The following is a 15,947-nucleotide window of genomic DNA, read 5'->3' on the forward strand; positions in this document are numbered from 1 at the left end:
CGCGCGGAACTCATGCTTCGATACGCACCCTCGATACGCCGCTGCGCGCCTACTCGGTCGCTACTCAGCACGAACGGTAAAGGACTAAAGACCGTGTTTCGTACTTTCGCAGGTCTCCTCACCACCCTCCTGGCCTCGCTCCTGATCGCCGCGCCGGCCTCGGCCGACCGGATCAAGGATCTGGGCGGGTTCCAGGGGATCCGTTCGAACCAGCTGACCGGCTACGGCATCGTCGTCGGCCTGCCAGGCACGGGCGACGACAATCTCGAATACACCGTCCAGTCGTTGAAGGCGGTCGCGTCGCGCTTCGGCCTGCAGCTGCCGCCATCGGCGAACCCCGGCATGAAGAACGCGGCGGTCGTGATGATCACCGCCGAGCTGCCGCCGTTCGCCAAGCCCGGCCAGCGCCTCGACATCACCGTCGCATCGATGGGCAAGGCGAAGAGCCTCCGCGGTGGCAGCCTCATCATGACGCCGCTGCTCGGTGCCGATAACCAGATCTATGCGATGGCGCAGGGCAACCTCGCGGTCGGCGGGCTCGGCGCGGAAGGCGCGGACGGGTCGAAGATCGTCGTCAACGTGCCCTCGACCGGACGTATCCCCGAGGGTGCCACCGTCGAACGCGCGGTCGCGACGGGGTTCGACAGCGCACCGACGCTCACCTTCAACCTTGCGCGTGCCGATTTCACCACCGCGCAGAACGTCGCCGGTGCGATCAACTCGAAGCTTGGCTTCGGCAGCGCGCAGGCGATCGACGCGGTCTCCGTCGCGGTCCGCGCGCCGATCGGCGCCGACGTCCGCGCGACGCTGATGTCGACGATCGAGAATCTCGACGTGGTCTCCGCCGAACCGTCCGCCAAGGTGATCGTCAACGCACGCACCGGCACCGTCGTCATCAACTCGGCGGTCCGGGTCGGCCCGGCGGCGATCACGCACGGCAAGATGACGGTGCGGATCGACGAGAAGCCACAGGTCAGCCAGCCCGCGCCGTTCAGCCAGGGCCAGACCGCGATCACCCCGAACAGCCGCGTCGCCGTCGAGGAGGAGCGTCGTCCTATGTTCCTGCTGGCGCCCGGCCCCAAGCTCGCCGACATCGTCAAGGCGGTCAACGCGATCGGCGCATCGCCGGCCGATCTGGTCGCGATCCTCGAGGCGCTGAAGGAAGCCGGCGCGCTCAAGGCCGAGTTGATCGTCCTGTGAGCCCGCTCAACGCACCCGCAGCCGCGCCCACGACCGGGATCTCGACCGACACCAGCCGCCTCAAGTCGAAGGACAACCTCGACAAGGCGGGCGAGAAGTTCGAGGCGGTCTTCACCGGCATGATGCTGAAGAGCATGCGCCAGGCGAAACTCGCCGACCCGCTGTTCGATTCGAAGGCGATCGACACCTTCACCGACATGCAGGACGGGCTGATCGCGAAGTCGATGGCCGAGCACACGCCGCTCGGCATCGGCAAAGCGATGACCGATTTTCTCGCGAAATCTCAATCCGATCTTAACCAGGGCGCGGCAGACTCGCCGCCATGAGCGATCTCCTTTCGATCGGCGCCTCGGGCGTGCGCGCGTACCAGACCGCGCTGTCCACGGTGTCGGAGAACATCGCGAACACCGGCAATGCGGGCTATACCCGGCGGACGACGACGCTGTCCGAAGTGTCGTCGGTCAATGGCGGGCTGAACGCGCAAAAGTCGGTCAGCAGCAATGGCGTCACGGTCACGGGGATCGGCCGCAGCGCCGATGCATACCGGTCTCAGGCGGTCCGCTCGGCGGGCACCGATCTCGCCAAGACCGAAGCCGGCGTCACCTGGATGAACCGGATCGAGACGGCGCTGGGCAACAACCAGCTCGGCGACCGCCTCACCAGCTTCTTCACATCCGCGCAGAAACTCGCCGCCGATCCGACCTCGGAGCCGGCGCGTGCTGTGATGCTCGAATCGGCCGGCACGGCGGCGGCGGCGTTCACCGCGACCGGCGCGGCGCTCGATACCGCGGCGGCCGATCTCGATTCGACCGCATCGCAGGCGGTGCAGTCGCTCAATGCGCTCGGCACCGCGCTTGCCAAGATCAACGACGGCATCGCGCGCACCGCGCCGGGATCGTCGACTGCGGCGCAACTCGCCGACCAGCGCGACCAGATGCTCGAACAGATGAGCACGATCACCGACATCACCACGTCGTTCGACGATCTCGGGCGGACGACCGTCCGGCTCGGCGGCGCGGCGGGCTCGGTCTTCGTCGCGGGCGGCGAGAGCGCGCAGGCGTCCTATGCGCGCAACGACGAGGGTGCGGTCCAGTTCGCCGTCACGCGCGGCAACGTCACGTCTGCGCTGTCGCCGACGGGTGGAGCGCTTGCCGGGCTCGCGGAAGGGGCGCAGCGGATCGCCGCGGCGCGTGGTTCGCTCAATGCGATCGCTACCGACTTCACGAGCAAGATCAACGCGGTGCAGGCGCAGGGTCGCGACCTCGACGGCAATGCGGGGGCGGCGATGTTCGCGACCGGCACTACGCCGACCGACATCTCGGTTGCACTCGCCGACGGGCGCGGGATCGCTGCGGCGAGCGCGACCGGCGGCAAGCGCGATGCGTCCAATCTCTCCGCGTTGCAGGGAGTCCGCACCAGCGGTGGCTTCGAAACGCGCACCACGACGCTGATCGCCGGCAACGCCGCCGCGCTCGAACAGCGCAAGGTCGTCGCCGATGCGCAGGCCGCAATCCGCGACGGTGCGGTCAGCGCACTCGCGTCCTCGTCGGGCGTCGATCTCGATAGCGAAGCGGTCGACCTGCTGCGCTTCCAGCAGGCCTATCAGGCGTCGAGCCGCGTCATCCAGACCGCGCGCGACACGTTCCAGACCATCCTCGATCTACGGTAACGCCCATGCAGATCGCGACTCGCCTGTTCTACGACCGCGCTTCGGCGTCGATGACATCGCTCGGTGCCAAGGCGGAGTCGTTGCAGAACCAGATCTCGACCGGGACCAAGCTGTCGGCGCCCTCGTCGGACAGCGCCGCGTATCAGCGGCTCGCCGGGATCAAGCGCGATATCGTCGACGACAAGGCCTATGCCGCCAATCTCGGCACCGCCGAATCGGTATTGAAGCAGGGCGACACCAGCCTCTCCGCGATCAGCGACCAGTTGCAGAGCGCGACCGAGCTGGTGACGCAGGCGAAGACCGGCACGCTGAACGCCGCCAACCGCAAGGCGATCGGCGAACAGATCGCCGGCCTCGTCGCGACGCTGACCAACCTCGCCAACGCCAAGGACGCGCGTGGACAGGCGCTGTTCGGTGGTGCCGACGGCGCGCCCGCGGTGGCTGCGGGCGGCAGCTACGCGCTCGCCTCGAAGCCGGTCTCGGGCATCCCGATCGGCGACGGCCAGACCGTCCAGGCGAACGAAACCGCCGCGCGCATCTTCACCGTCGGCGGCAAGGCGAGGCCGGATGGCAGCATCGAGGGCGGTACCAATACGCTGGCGATGCTCTCGGCGATCGCGACCGCGCTGCAGTCGGACGACTTCAAGGCGAGTTCGCTCGATACGTCGCTCGCCGACATCAGCGCCGCGTCGGATCAGGTGTCGGCGGTGCAGGCTTCGCTCGGTGCGCGTGCCGCGCGCGTCGATATGGAAATGTCGCGGCTGACCGATGTCGCTGCCGACCGCGAGGCGACCCGGTCGGGGCTGGAAGATACCGACATCACCACGACGGTGGTCGAGTTGCAGAAGACGATGACGATCCTGTCGGCGACGCAGGCGAGCTTCTCGAAGCTCTCCGCGCTGTCGCTGTTCGATTATCTGCGCTGATCCGAATTTAATCGCGCGCGACGTCGTCTTGGTAACCGGTTGGCTACCAAAGGCGGTTAATTCTGTGGCGACGCAAGTGCCGCTGTCGGCCCTGGGGGAATTCGAACACCATGTTTCCGGTCATCGGCATCGTCGTCCTGCTCGTCATGGTGTTTGGCGGATTCGCGTTCACCGGCGGCGCGCTCGGCCCCGTCATGGAGGCGATCCCGCACGAGATGCTGATCATCGGCGGTGCCGCCGCCGGCGCGCTGATCATCGGCAATTCGGGCAAGGAGCTGAAGGGCCTCGGCGCTGGCCTGGGGAAGGTCTTCAAGGGGCCGAAGTACAAGAAGCAGGACTATCTCGACGTCATCTTCCTCGTCAGCAAGCTGATGAAGATGCTGCGGATGGACGGGCCGATCGCGCTCGAGCCGCATGTCGAGGATCCGCAGTCCTCCGCGGTGTTCGCGGAGTACCCGAAGCTTCTCAAGGACAAGGCGCTCGTCAATTTGATCGCCGATACGCTGCGCCTGGTCGTGGTGTCGTCGGGGACGCTCGACGTGCACGCGGTCGAGGAGGTGATGGACCACTCGATCAAGACGCATCATCACGAGGAGGAGGCCGCGCACGGCACGCTCGCGAGCCTCGCCGACGCACTGCCAGCGCTGGGCATCGTCGCCGCGGTGCTCGGCGTGGTGAAGACGATGGGGTCGATCGACAAGCCGCCGTCGATCCTGGGCGCGATGATCGGCTCGGCGCTGGTCGGCACGTTCATGGGCGTGCTGCTGGCGTACGGCATCGTCGCGCCGCTCGCGAACCGGTTGAAGCAGGTGCTCGATGCCGACGCGTCGATCTATGACGTCGTGAAGCAGATCATCATCGCCTCGCTGCACGGCCACCCGCAGCCGCTGGTGATCGAGGCCGCGCGCTCGGGCATCGCGCACAAGAACCAGCCGGGCTTCGCCGAAGTCTTCGACGGGCTGAGGGGCAAGTAACGTCGTGGCCGCGCGCGCGCCTCACGGGACGAACCAGCCGCCCAAGGTCATCGTCAAGAAGATCTATATCGAGGGGCATGGCGGCCATCACGGCGGCGCGTGGAAAGTCGCGTACGCCGATTTCGTAACCGCGATGATGGCGTTCTTCCTGCTGCTGTGGATCGTCGGCGCGACCACCGAGAAACAGCGCAAGGGCATCGCCGATTACTTCGCGCCGACCATCCTAAACACGCGGTCGCTCGGGATCGGCGGCGGGGGGCTGTTCGGTGGCGAATCGATCCTCGACAAGAATCGCATCGGGCCGAAGCCGGGCCAGACAAGCATGGCGCAGCTGGCTATTCCCGATGCGGGGAAGGGTGGACCATCGGCAGGGACGGGGCCCAAGGGCTCGCTGAAGAGTCGCGAAGCGCTCACCAAGGAAGACCAGAAGAACTTCCAGGCGCTGCGTCGGCGCGTGCTCGGCGAGATGTCGGGCAATGCGAAACTGTCGCGGCTGCAGAACCATGTCCGCTTCGTGCCGACGCAGGACGGCATGCGGATCGATCTGGTCGACGACGCGGACTATTCGATGTTCGCGCTCGGCACGACCGCGCTCGATCCGGAAGCGTCGGCGTTGATCGGGATGATCGCGGGATCGGTACAAGGCATGCAGAACCCGATCATGATCCGCGGCCATACCGACAGCGTGCCGTATGGCGACCCACGCGCGATGAACAACTGGATGCTCTCGTCAGGCCGCGCCGAGGCGACGCGCCGGCGGCTGTTGTCGGGTGGCACACCGGAGCAGCGGTTCGAGCGGATCGAAGGCGTCGCCGACCGCGAACCGTTGATCGTCAAGGACCCCGCAGATCCGCGCAACCGCCGCGTTGCGATCACGTTGCTCTACAGGCGTGGGCTATTCGCCAAGTAACGCCGCCGCGTTCTCACGGTACGCACAATAAAAAAGGACCGGTGCCGCGAGGCGCCGGTCCTTTTTGTCGCTACCGTCTGCGTCGCTTATTCAGCGGCGGCGGCAGTGTCCGTCTTGCGCTTGCGCGTCGTCTGCTGGGCAGGCGCCGATTCGGTCTTGCGCGGGCCGGGCTTGCGTCCGAGGCCGATCTTCTTCGCCATCGCGCGACGGCTCTCCGAGTAGTTCTCGGCGACCATCGGGTAATCGGGCTTCAGGCCATAACGTTCGCGGTACTCGGCCGGCGTCATGCCGTGCGTCGCGAGGTGACGGCGCAAGGTCTTGTACGACTTGCCGTCGATCATCGAGATGATGTGATCCTTCGACGCGAGCGATTTGCGTGCCGTTACGGCAGGCGTGTATTCGGCCGCAGCTTCGACTGGAGCAGCTTCGGTCGTGGTACCGAGCAACGTCGAGACGGTCTCATGCATCTTGCCGAGAAACGCGGGAACGTCATCAGCCGAACTCCGGGTATTCGGGTTGCCGAGCCATGCGATCGTCAGTTCTGTTGCCAGCTCGACGGCATTCAGGTCGGTGGTATCTTCGGCCATAGTATACTCCATTGTCTGCGGACCCCGTAACGGCGTGCGACATCGGGTTCAACCATCCAAAGACGTTTTCAGCCCAATAAATTGTAAAAATCGACATTGGAAGCGTTCATGTGCCAAGATCGGTTCATTTCGACTGCTTCAAATCAAAGTCTTCGACGGTGAACAAATCAAGTACGACTTAGATATCGCGGGCGTCTGATCGCTGGACGCTTATCGTCGCGACAGGTAGAACTCGGTCGACGATCACGCGTCTATCGTCGCCCGCCCCGTCAGCTATCGTGCAACCTGTCGGGAACACGCCGAAGCTGCGATGCATCCTATCGAGAGGGTTTCTGCATGCTTTCAGGTCCCGACGGCGCGAACCGATCCGAACGTGCGAACCGTTCCGGCAGCATAAGCGGGGCCGCAAAGCTGAAATCCGACGCCTATTCGGGCAGCGATTGGCTTGCGAAGCTTGGCAAGGGAGAGGCAGGGGGCGACGCTCCCATGCTGCAGAGCGTCGGCGATCGACTGATGCCGCTGCGGATCGCGATCGTCGCGCTGATCTCACTGGTGATGCTCGGCCCGGTGATGACCAATGTCGAGGGCGGCAATGGCGGCGACGGGAACGCCGTACGACAGATCGGCTATCTTGCGATCCTTGCCGGCACGATCTTCGCGATCCGCCCCTCGGCGAGTTCGAAGTCGCTGGTCGCGTTCACCTGGCCGATGCTGCTGGCACTCGCATGGTGCTGGATCAGCGTATCCTGGGCGCTCGATCCGGGTACCGCGTTCCGGCGCGTGTTCCTGACGACGCTGGTCGCCTGGATGGTGTTCAGCCTCGTCCGGCACGGCGGGTATCAACTGAACGTCGACCTGCTCCGCTACACGCTGCTCGCGACGATCCTGATCTCCTATATCGTCGTCGCGCTCGATCCGATGATCGGCGTCCACATGACCGGCGAAGACATGGCGACCGCGCTGATCGGCAATTGGCGCGGCTTCCTCGGGCACAAGAACTTCGCCGGTGCGGTGTGTGCGCTGTGCATCATCATGTTCCTGTTCGATGCCAAGCGGATCCGACCGACGATCCGCCTGTTCGCGATCCTCGTCGCCGGGTATTTCCTGTTCCGGTCGCAGTCGAAGACCTCGGGCGGCATGCTGGTGCTGGCCTCGATCGGCGGCATCGTGTTCGAGACGGTGAGCATCCGCCTGCGCCGCTACATCATCCCGATCCTGATGATCGTCGGATCGGTCTTCTGGTTCCTGACCAGCGCCTATGCCGACATGGTCCAGTCCAACTTCCTCCAGCCAAAGGCATTTACCGGGCGTGGCCAGATCTGGGGCGCGCTGCTGAACTATGCCAGCGATCATCCTCTGCTCGGCGCGGGCTTCGGATCGTTCTGGAACATCGAGGCCAGCAGCCCGATCTTCGAGTACGGCCAGGGCTATGTCACCAAGATCACCGTCGGCCATTCGGGGTATATCGACCAACTCGTGACGGTCGGTATTCCCGGCGTACTGCTGATGGTCTTCGCGATGGCGGTCTGGCCATTGGGGAGGCTGCTCGCGAGCGCGGACGTCGCGAAGGGGCGGGGGGCGTTGATCTCGGCGATGCTGATGTTCTGCATCGGCCACAACATCACCGAGAGCGGCCTGTTCGAGCGCGACGGCATCGTCAGCACGATCTTCTTCTTCGCAGTCGCGCTCGCGCATTATTGCACGATGGACGACAGGCGGACCGCACCAGTCAAGCAGGCGGGCGACGACGTGATGCGCGAACTTCGCCGTCGCAAGCGGAAGCATCGCCCGGTACTTACCGCCGGCGAATGACCGGGTGACGTGCGAGGATTGTCGCCAGCGCAGCCCGTGCGCCGGCCGGTGTGAAGTGCGAATGATCGAAGTGTAGCGGCGTGCCATCGGCGGTGGTCAGGCGGCAGGTCGTGCCGCTGCACTCTGTGTCGATCGCCGAAGCGTAATCTGCGCCAGTTGCGCGAATTGGCCCCGCCATCTCGCTATCGAGCGCGATACGGTCGGACAGGCGAAACCCGTCCGCGAGCGTCGGGTTGCCGTCCGCGTCCGATCGCACGATCAACGCAGGCAGGTCCGCGTCGTATTCCACCGAGGGCCCGATCACGAGGACGCGTGTGCCCCGCGCTCGCAGCCAGCGGATCGTGTCGAGCAACGCCGGCTGTTCGAAGTCGAGCCATCGTGCGGACAAGATAACCGTATCGATCCGCGCGAAATCCAACGTCCCGAACGCGGCGTCCATAGTGTTGCGACAGGTCGGCAGGCCCTTCCCGTGCAGCAGTGGTCGACACCCTGCCGCGGTAACCTGGATGACGTTCGCGTCCGGTAGCAGCGCGCGCAGCGCTTGCGAGAAGTGCGCGCCGTGGCTGTCGCCGAACAGCGCGATGTTGGGCTTGGTCGCCGACAACCGCAGGCAATCGGGCAAGAAGCCGTGGCCGGTCGGCAGGACGAAGCACCGATCCGTACTGAACTGCCGTTTGCCCGCGTCCGTCGAGTCCCAGCCAAGATAGTTGGCGGCGAGCGCCTGGCGCGGCGAGAGCGGGCGAATGTGGTCGGCCTGCGCGGCGATCGTCAGCCCAGTGATCGCCATCGCCGCGAGCAGCACGACCGCGATGGCATGCGGGACTAGTCCCGATCCGCTGCGCCAGCGCCGGCTCGCCGGGCGCTCGACCAGCGCAAAGCTCAGCCATGCCGCGCCGAGCGAAGCGCAGAGTAGCCCGACGGTCTCGACCGGGGCGAGCGTCGAGCCGTGGCGGATCTGGTAGAAGGCGATGATCGGGCGATGCCAGAGATAGGCCGAATAGGAGATGAGGCCGATTGCGCGCAGTGGCCATGCCCCGAGCAGTCGTGCTGTCGGACCCTCTCCGCCGTACGCCAGCAGCACTGCGGCAGCGACAGCGGGGGGCAGCGCGAAAGGAACGGGAAACGGCCAGCCGCTGCTGATTGCGATGCAACTCGCGGCGATCACTGCGATGGCGAGGATGCACAGGGCCGCGCGGATCGATCGGTTCGCGATTATCGGTACGGCGCCGAGCGCGACCAGCGCGCCAAGCGACAATTCCCAGATTCGTGCGGGCAGCAGGAAGAACGCGGCGGAAGGGTAGGTCGTCGCCAGCCACCCGCCGATCGCGAACGAGACGAGTGCGAGGCCGGCGATCACCTGCGCGAGACGTTGGCGCGATAGCCTCCGGAGCGACCACAGCAACACCGGGTAGAGCAGATAGAATTGCTCCTCGACCGCCAGCGACCAGGTGTGGACGAGCGGCTTGGCGTCGGACGCCGCCGCGAAATAGTCCGAGGTCAGGTAGAAATAGACGTTCGACCCGAACACGCTGGTCGCCGCCGCGCTGCGTCCGAGGTCGCGCAACTGGTTGGGCAGTAGCAGCACGCAGCCGAGCGCTAGCGTGACCGTCATCATCACGAGCAGCGCCGGCAGGATGCGGACGATCCGGTGGCGATAGAAGCGCGCGATCGAGAAGCGTTCCTCGGCGATGTCACGCACCATGATCGCAGTGATCAGGAAGCCGGAGATCACGAAGAAGATGTCGACCCCGACGAACCCGCCCCGCAACTTCGTCACGCCGCAGTGCAGCAGCAGGATGGGCAGGATCGCGAGCGCCCGTAGTCCGTCGATATCCGACCGATAGCGAAGCGCGCGTTCGTCCTGCCGCGTCGACGTCGGCGTGCCCACGCGCGCGGCCGATCCTGTCGCTATGCTCTCGCTCACCTATACCGACGCCCCCAATTGCGCCGTCGGTCTATAGCGGGTGGGGGTACGCGGCTAGGGTCCGCATGGACGCGCCCGCCGGGCGTTGCTACGCGGAGACGACGGCGGGGGCGGATCATCGGGTGACGGGTACGAACGACGAGCCTGCGCGACCCGCCGATGCGCCGCGGCTCCGGGTGATGCACGTCATCACGCATCTCGACATGGGCGGCGCAGAGAACGTCGCGCTGGGGTTGATCGATGCCTTGCGCGACCGGGTCGCGTTCTCGCTGTTCGCGGTGCTGCGCCAGTCGCCGCTAAGCGGGGTCGGGCAGGACATGGCCGAGCGGCTGGACCGCTGGCACGTGCCGTTCCGGTTCGGCACGGCACGCGGCTTCAAGTCGGGCGGCGTGGTCTTTGCGGCGCGGTCGCTCGCACGGGCAGTGGCCGAGCAGCGACCCGACCTGATCCATGTCCACACAGAGATACCGGAGCTGACGCTGGCAGTGGCAGGGCTGATCTCGCGCCGCGTCCGCCGCACGCCGTTGCTCCGGACTGTGCATAACAGCGAATTGTGGATCGCCTGGGGCGGCATCGGGCGGTGGGTGACGCAACGGCTGGCCAAGGGCGACGCGGTGGCGGTGTCGCGCAACGCCGCCAACGCCGACGCGGCGATCGTCACACGCAGGTGCCGTCCGCTCGCCGACGTCATCTATAATGGCGTGTCGCCACCGACGGCGTCTCCGATCGAAAGGGCTGCGGGGCCGGTCCGACTGCTGTTCGCGGGGCGGCTTGTTCACCAGAAGGGCGCCGACCTGTTGCCTGCCATCCTCCGAGAGGCTCATGCCCGCACTCAGCGCCGCGATGTCGTGGTCACGATAGCCGGCTCAGGCGCGTTTCGAGACTTGGTGGCGCAGGGAATCGCGGAGGGCTTGGCGGGCTGGGACGTCAGGATGACCGCACCGATCGAGCGCTTGTCCCAACGCCTGTCCCAGTATGACGCGGTCCTGCTGCCGTCGCGGTTCGAGGGGTTTGCGCTGCTTCCGCTCGAAGTGCTGATGGCGGGCATCGCGCTGGTCACGACCGATGCTCCAGGCCTCGATGAGGCGATCCCGGCCGACTATCCGTTCAAGGCCGCGGTCGCCGACATCGCGGGGATCGGCGCGCAACTGGCGAAGGTCATCGACGATCCGGCGACCGCGCGCGTGACCGCGGCACGCTACGGCGAGGATCTTGCGCGGCGCTTCAGTCCGGCGGCGATGGCGTCGGCGTATCTGGCACGCTATCGCGCTGTCGGGGGTACGGGGCCACAGTGACTGTCGCGGTCGGGATCAAGGCGCTGAACGAGGCGGCGCATATCGACGCTGCGATCGGCAGCGCGCGCGTCGCGCTCGACCGCGTCGGCGGCGGACTGGTCGTGCTCGCGGACAGCGGCTCGTCCGACGCCACGATAGCGTTGGCGCAGGCACATCCCGGCACACGGATCGCGCAACTTGTCGATCCTGCCGAGCGGTCCTGTGGCACGGGGGCACAGCTCGCATTCCAGGCTGCGTCCGAGACCCCCGGCGTCGACTATTTCTACCTGCTCGACGGCGACATGGTCCTCGACCCGCATTTCCTCGAAGCAGGCATCGCGTTCCTCGAGGCGAACCCTCGCCACGCCGCGGTCGGAGGCCGGGTGCGCGAGGTCAACACCGACAGCATCGAGTTCGAACTCCGCGCGCGTAACGATCGCGTTAAGGAAAGCGCGGTGGCGGGCGATGTCGACCGGCTCGATTGCGGCGGGCTGTACCGCGTCGCCGCCGTGCAAGGCGTCGGACATTTCGCCGACCGCAACCTCCACGCGTTCGAGGAATACGAGCTCGGCGCCCGGTTGCGCGCAGACGGCTGGCGGCTGGCGCGGATCGACGTGCCCGCGGTCGAGCATCACGGCCACGCGACCGGCGGCTACCAGTTGATGTGGCGACGGTTGCGCACCGGCTATGCCGGCGGCCCGGGCGAAGTGATCCGCGCCGCCTGGGGCCGCCCGCACTGGTCGCAGGTCCTGCGCGGGTTCGCCCAGTTGCGCTACAGCGTGATCGTCTATGGCTGGTGGCTGGCGATGCTCGTCGCGCTCGCGATGGGGCAGGGTATCGCCTTGCTCGCGATCCTGCTGCTGCCCTTGGCGTTCCTGACGATGCGCCGGCGGAGCCTGCGGGTCGGGATCTACTCACTGGTGACGTGGAACGTGATCGCGATCGGCATGCTCCAGGGGCTCGTCCGCGCGCGCCGCCCCGCCGGTGCGCCGGTTGCCGCGCGCGACCTGTCCGCGCCGGGGCGATGAGCACCGCGTCCGGCTATCTCGGCAAGTTCGTCTGGACTGCGGGGACCTTCGTCGTGTCCGCCGGGCTGAAGTTCGGGCTCAACATCGTCCTTGCCTATTTGCTCGCGCCGGAGATCCTCGGCGTGATGGTGGTGGTCAACGCGATCCGCCTCGGCGTCGAATTGCTGACCGATGTCGGGATCGAGCAGAACATCATCCACCACCGCGACGGGCTCGACCGCGAGTTCCGCGACACCGCCTGGACGCTGCAACTGCTGCGCGGCGTGCTGTTGAGCCTGGTTTTCCTGATCGCCGCGCCGTTCCTCGCGCACGCCTACGGCATCGACGTCCGCATCTTCCTGGTCGCGGCGCTGTCGCCGATGATCGGTGGCGCGCACTCGACCGCGATCTTCGTGCTGGTCAAGCAGATGGAGGTCCGCCGCCGCAACCTGTTCGAACTGTCGTGCGAGGCGCTGGCGTTCGCGGTGCAGGTCGCACTGGCGGCCTGGCTGCGCTCGGTCTGGGCGCCGGTCATCGGCCTCGTCCTCGCGGTCGCGATCCGCTCGGCGCTGAGCTATCTGCTGCCCGATCCCGGCCAGCGCCTCCGGTTCGACCGCGACGTGGTCCGACGGATCATCCATTTCGGCAAGTGGATCGCGATCACGTCGCTCGTGATGTACGCCGCGACCAATCTCGACCGGCTGTATCTCGGCCGGGTCGCGCCGCTCGCGCTGCTCGGGATCTACGGCATCGCGCGCGCGATCGCCGAGCTGCCGACGACGCTCGCGCGGCGAATGAGCTATCAGATCATCTTCCCCGCGCTTGCCAGCGTTTCCGAAGGCGACCGGGCGGGGCAGATGGCGGCGATCGCCGGCTCGCGCGCGGTGTTCACGCTCGGCGTCTGCGCAGCGCTCGCGCTGGCGGCGTCGGTGGCGGACGGCCTGATCCTGCTGATCTACGATCCGCGTTACCAGGCAGCGAGCTGGATGCTGTCGGTGCTGCTCGGCGGCGCGGTGTTCGCGGTATTGTCCAACCTCAACGAGGCGTTGCTGCTCAGCGCGGGGCGGCCCTTTTATGCGAGCGTCGCCAACATGATGCGGCTGGCGACGCTCGCCATATTGCTGCCGATCGGCCACCGGCTCGCGGGCTTTCCCGGCGCGGTCGTCGCGGTCGCGGTCACCGAGTTGTTGCAATATGGCTATATCGCGGTCGGGCTGCACCGCGTGCGGATGAGCTTCTGGCGGCAGGATGCGCTCGCGATCGGGGCGGCCTGCGCGGTGTTCGCGGTGATGCTCGCGGTCCGCTGGCAGCTCGGGTTCGGCACGCCGCTCGCGGGGCTGGTGGCGGGGCTGGGGAGGATCGGATGACCCGCCTGCTGATCGTCCATTATGCCGGCGACTATCGGGAGGCCGATCGCCTGCGTCGCGCCACCGGTGGCGAGACCTATTACGGTCACGGCTACGTCCTCGGCCAGCTTGCCGCGTGGCGGGCAGAGCACGAGGCGGTCGGGTTCCTGTGCTCGCTCGCGCCGTCCTATTGGGAGACGCTCGACAGCGGTGTGACGGTGATCGGCGCGGACACCAACCCGGACCAGGATCCCGCACCGGTGCTGGAGTTGATCGAGCGGTTCGCGCCGACCCACCTGATCGTGTTCGGGCCGATGCTGCATTTGATCAGCTGGGGACTGGAGCACGATGTCCGGCTGGGCGTGATCATGGCCGATTCGTTCGCCAATCCCTATTATCGCTGGGTCAGGTTCCGGCGGTTGCCGAAGCTGCTCGACGATCCCCGCGTGACTCTGGTCGCCAATCACGGGGCCAATGCCGCGCGGGCGCTGGTGGGGATCGGGGTGCGGGCGGACAAGGTTCTGGCGTGGGATTTCCCGCACGATCGCACGCCCGAGACTCAGGCCAGCAAGGCGCATGCGTCGGAACCGCCCTTCACGCTGCTGTTCGTCGGCTCGATCAGCGCGAAGAAGGGCGTCGGCGACATGGTCCGCGCGGTGGCGTTGCTGAAGGACCGCCTCGACGTTCGGCTCGACGTCGCGGGCCTGGGCGCAACGGACAAGTTCGCGGCGCTCGCGACACGCCTCGGCGTCGCCGACCGTGTCCGGTTCCTCGGGCTCGTCCCGAACGGCGCGATCCCGGCGATGATGCAAGACGCCGATGCGGTGATCGTGCCCAGCCGTCACAACTTCCCCGAAGGCCTGCCGCTGACGCTGTTCGAGGGGCTCGCCTCGCGCACGCCGGTGATCGCGTCGGATCATCCGATGTTCGACGGGCATCTGGAGGACGGCGAGAGCGCGCTGGTGTTCGCCGCCGGCAAGCCACGCGCGTTGGCGGATGCGATCGCGCGGCTGATGACCGATCCGGCGCTGTATGCGCGGGTGTCGCAAGGGTCGGCGGCGGCGTGGCACCGGATGCAGAACCCGGTCAAATGGGGCGAGATGATCGATCGCTGGGTGCGTGACGATGCCGAGGATCGCGCCTGGCTGTCGGCGCATACCGTCGCGGCGCTGGACGGGCCGGCATGACGGCTCGAACCGGCGCTATCCATTTTACGATGACGCATTCGACGGCCGGGGGCTTGCGCGAACTCTGGGACGACATCGCCGAGGGACTGATCGCACGCGGCCATCCGGTGAAGCGCTTCGTCCTCTATCCGCCGGCCGATGCGGAGGGCGAAGGCGTCGACATGGCGGTCTGGCACCACATTGCCGACGCCCGCCCGCGATCGGTGCTAGGCGCGGTCCGCACGTTCGCCGCGCTGGTCCGCTATCTGCGCCGCGAGCGACCCGCCGCGGTCGTGTCGGCGATGCCTGCCGCCAACGTGCTGCTGCCGCTCGCGGTGACGATCGCGCGCGTGCAGACGCGCGTGTTCCTGTCGCATCATTCGCCGACCGACACGCATAACCGCCTGCTCGACCGGATCGACGGCTGGACCGGCAGCCTGTCGTGTGTCGCCGGGATTATCAGCGTGTCGGACGCGGTCGGCGCGACGCTGGCGCACAAGCCCGCCACCTATCGTGCGCGGACGCTCACGATCCACAACGCACTGTCGGAGCGGGTCGAACGGGTCCTCGACGCCTTGCCTCGGGCAAAGGCGGCGGGCGACCGGTTGCGCGTCGTCGCGCTGGGGCGGCTGTCACACCAGAAGAACTATCCGATGCTGATACGCGCGATGGCTGAAACGCCGGGCGCGGATCTGGAGATCGTCGGCGGCGGCGGGGACGAGGCGGTGTTGCGCACGCTCGTCGCGGACCTCGACCTCGGCGACCGCGTGACCTTCGCCGGCCTGATCCCGCGCGACGCCGCGCTCGCCAAGGCTGCGTCCGCCGACGTCTTCGTCCAAGTCAGCCGCTACGAGGGGCACAGCCTCGCGCTGATCGAGGCCGCGCGGCTCGGCCTGCCGCTGGTCGTGTCGGACGTGCCGGTGCAGGTCGAGGGCATCACCGCACGCGACGGAACGCGGTGCGGGATCGTCGTGCCGCTTGAGGATCCGGCGGTGCTGGCGACCGCGCTCCGGGAATTGCGGGACGATCCGGTGCGCCGGTCGTATTGGGCGAACCTTGCTGCTCGGCTCGGCAGCGAGGCGTCGAACGCGCGAATGATGGATCGTTACGAAGCCGTACTGGTTTCCACGGCGTTGACACGGTAGGAAGGGG

Annotated in this window: 14 protein-coding genes; 12 read left to right on the forward strand and 2 right to left on the reverse strand. The window is 67.0% G+C overall.

The genetic code is table 11. The features are described 5' to 3' along the window. The first annotated feature begins 93 nt into the window (after positions 1–93). From AC1MH0_RS13145 to AC1MH0_RS13170, 6 genes are all read left to right on the forward strand, one after another. The gene (locus tag AC1MH0_RS13145; protein WP_480963149.1) at positions 94–1,200 is read left to right on the forward strand and encodes a flagellar basal body P-ring protein FlgI; all 1,107 of its coding nucleotides are present in this window, start codon (positions 94–96) and stop codon (positions 1,198–1,200) included. After that, positions 1,197–1,526, forward strand: coding sequence for a rod-binding protein (locus AC1MH0_RS13150; RefSeq protein ID WP_426282793.1), 330 nt, complete (start codon positions 1,197–1,199; stop codon positions 1,524–1,526). Before AC1MH0_RS13145 ends, AC1MH0_RS13150 begins: the two co-directional genes overlap by 4 nt. Further along, entirely contained in the window at positions 1,523–2,869 is a 1,347-nt protein-coding gene (gene flgK / locus AC1MH0_RS13155) for a flagellar hook-associated protein FlgK (protein WP_480963150.1), read from the forward strand. Before AC1MH0_RS13150 ends, flgK begins: the two co-directional genes overlap by 4 nt. Positions 2,870–2,874: 5 nt before the next feature. Continuing rightward, positions 2,875–3,795 carry a flagellin N-terminal helical domain-containing protein gene (locus AC1MH0_RS13160; protein WP_480963151.1) on the forward strand — a complete coding sequence of 307 codons (921 nt, stop codon included), beginning with the start codon at positions 2,875–2,877 and terminating at the stop codon, positions 3,793–3,795. Between the two features lie 110 nt (positions 3,796–3,905). Further along, positions 3,906–4,769, forward strand: coding sequence for a flagellar motor stator protein MotA (gene motA, locus AC1MH0_RS13165; RefSeq protein WP_056061555.1), 864 nt, complete (start codon positions 3,906–3,908; stop codon positions 4,767–4,769). A gap of 4 nt (positions 4,770–4,773) precedes the next feature. Further along, on the forward strand, positions 4,774–5,679 hold the full coding sequence (locus tag AC1MH0_RS13170; RefSeq protein WP_480963152.1) for a flagellar motor protein MotB: 906 nt from the start codon (positions 4,774–4,776) through the stop codon (positions 5,677–5,679). 86 nt (positions 5,680–5,765) lie between these two features. Here AC1MH0_RS13170 and AC1MH0_RS13175 read toward each other — a convergent pair whose 3' ends face one another. Continuing rightward, on the reverse strand, positions 5,766–6,266 hold the full coding sequence (locus AC1MH0_RS13175) for a Ros/MucR family transcriptional regulator (protein ID WP_480963153.1): 501 nt from the start codon (positions 6,264–6,266) through the stop codon (positions 5,766–5,768). 336 nt (positions 6,267–6,602) lie between these two features. On the opposite strand from AC1MH0_RS13175, the gene AC1MH0_RS13180 reads away from it, so the two are divergent. Continuing rightward, on the forward strand, positions 6,603–8,078 hold the full coding sequence (locus tag AC1MH0_RS13180) for an O-antigen ligase family protein (protein ID WP_480963154.1): 1,476 nt from the start codon (positions 6,603–6,605) through the stop codon (positions 8,076–8,078). On the opposite strand, the gene AC1MH0_RS13185 is transcribed toward AC1MH0_RS13180, so the two are convergent. Beyond that, a complete protein-coding gene (locus AC1MH0_RS13185) occupies positions 8,062–9,966 on the reverse strand; it encodes an acyltransferase family protein (RefSeq protein WP_480963155.1) in 1,905 nt (634 codons plus the stop codon). The genes AC1MH0_RS13180 and AC1MH0_RS13185 overlap by 17 nt on opposite strands. A gap of 101 nt (positions 9,967–10,067) precedes the next feature. On the opposite strand from AC1MH0_RS13185, the gene AC1MH0_RS13190 reads away from it, so the two are divergent. Genes AC1MH0_RS13190 through AC1MH0_RS13210 form a run of 5 tightly spaced genes read left to right on the forward strand, consistent with a single transcriptional unit; the run spans position 10,068 to position 15,940 of the window. Continuing rightward, entirely contained in the window at positions 10,068–11,297 is a 1,230-nt protein-coding gene (locus AC1MH0_RS13190) for a glycosyltransferase family 4 protein (RefSeq protein WP_480963156.1), read from the forward strand. Next, complete coding sequence (locus AC1MH0_RS13195) at positions 11,294–12,304, forward strand: glycosyltransferase family 2 protein (protein ID WP_480963157.1); 1,011 nt, start codon at positions 11,294–11,296, stop codon at positions 12,302–12,304. Before AC1MH0_RS13190 ends, AC1MH0_RS13195 begins: the two co-directional genes overlap by 4 nt. Next, complete coding sequence (locus tag AC1MH0_RS13200; RefSeq protein WP_480963158.1) at positions 12,301–13,650, forward strand: oligosaccharide flippase family protein; 1,350 nt, start codon at positions 12,301–12,303, stop codon at positions 13,648–13,650. Before AC1MH0_RS13195 ends, AC1MH0_RS13200 begins: the two co-directional genes overlap by 4 nt. Continuing rightward, positions 13,647–14,816 (forward strand): glycosyltransferase family 4 protein, encoded by a 1,170-nt coding sequence (locus AC1MH0_RS13205; protein ID WP_480963159.1) that lies wholly within the window; start codon positions 13,647–13,649, stop codon positions 14,814–14,816. The genes AC1MH0_RS13200 and AC1MH0_RS13205 overlap by 4 nt, the downstream gene beginning before the upstream one ends. Beyond that, positions 14,813–15,940 carry a glycosyltransferase gene (locus AC1MH0_RS13210; RefSeq protein ID WP_480963160.1) on the forward strand — a complete coding sequence of 376 codons (1,128 nt, stop codon included), beginning with the start codon at positions 14,813–14,815 and terminating at the stop codon, positions 15,938–15,940. Before AC1MH0_RS13205 ends, AC1MH0_RS13210 begins: the two co-directional genes overlap by 4 nt. Positions 15,941–15,947 lie beyond the last annotated feature (7 nt).

This window comes from Sphingomonas sp. AP28 (genome assembly GCF_056680455.1).

What these genes read in the sequence shown, in the direction of transcription:
- flgK (WP_480963150.1), top strand. Translation starts at nt 1,523, where the DNA reads ATGAGCGATCTCCTTTCGATCGGCGCCTCGGGCGTGCGCGCGTACCAG.
- AC1MH0_RS13200 (WP_480963158.1), top strand. Translation starts at nt 12,301, where the DNA reads ATGAGCACCGCGTCCGGCTATCTCGGCAAGTTCGTCTGGACTGCGGGG.
- AC1MH0_RS13210 (WP_480963160.1), top strand. Translation starts at nt 14,813, where the DNA reads ATGACGGCTCGAACCGGCGCTATCCATTTTACGATGACGCATTCGACG.
- AC1MH0_RS13190 (WP_480963156.1), top strand. Translation starts at nt 10,068, where the DNA reads ATGGACGCGCCCGCCGGGCGTTGCTACGCGGAGACGACGGCGGGGGCG.
- motA (WP_056061555.1), top strand. Translation starts at nt 3,906, where the DNA reads ATGTTTCCGGTCATCGGCATCGTCGTCCTGCTCGTCATGGTGTTTGGC.
- AC1MH0_RS13175 (WP_480963153.1), bottom strand. Translation starts at nt 6,266, where the DNA reads ATGGCCGAAGATACCACCGACCTGAATGCCGTCGAGCTGGCAACAGAA.
- AC1MH0_RS13180 (WP_480963154.1), top strand. Translation starts at nt 6,603, where the DNA reads ATGCTTTCAGGTCCCGACGGCGCGAACCGATCCGAACGTGCGAACCGT.
- AC1MH0_RS13160 (WP_480963151.1), top strand. Translation starts at nt 2,875, where the DNA reads ATGCAGATCGCGACTCGCCTGTTCTACGACCGCGCTTCGGCGTCGATG.
- AC1MH0_RS13205 (WP_480963159.1), top strand. Translation starts at nt 13,647, where the DNA reads ATGACCCGCCTGCTGATCGTCCATTATGCCGGCGACTATCGGGAGGCC.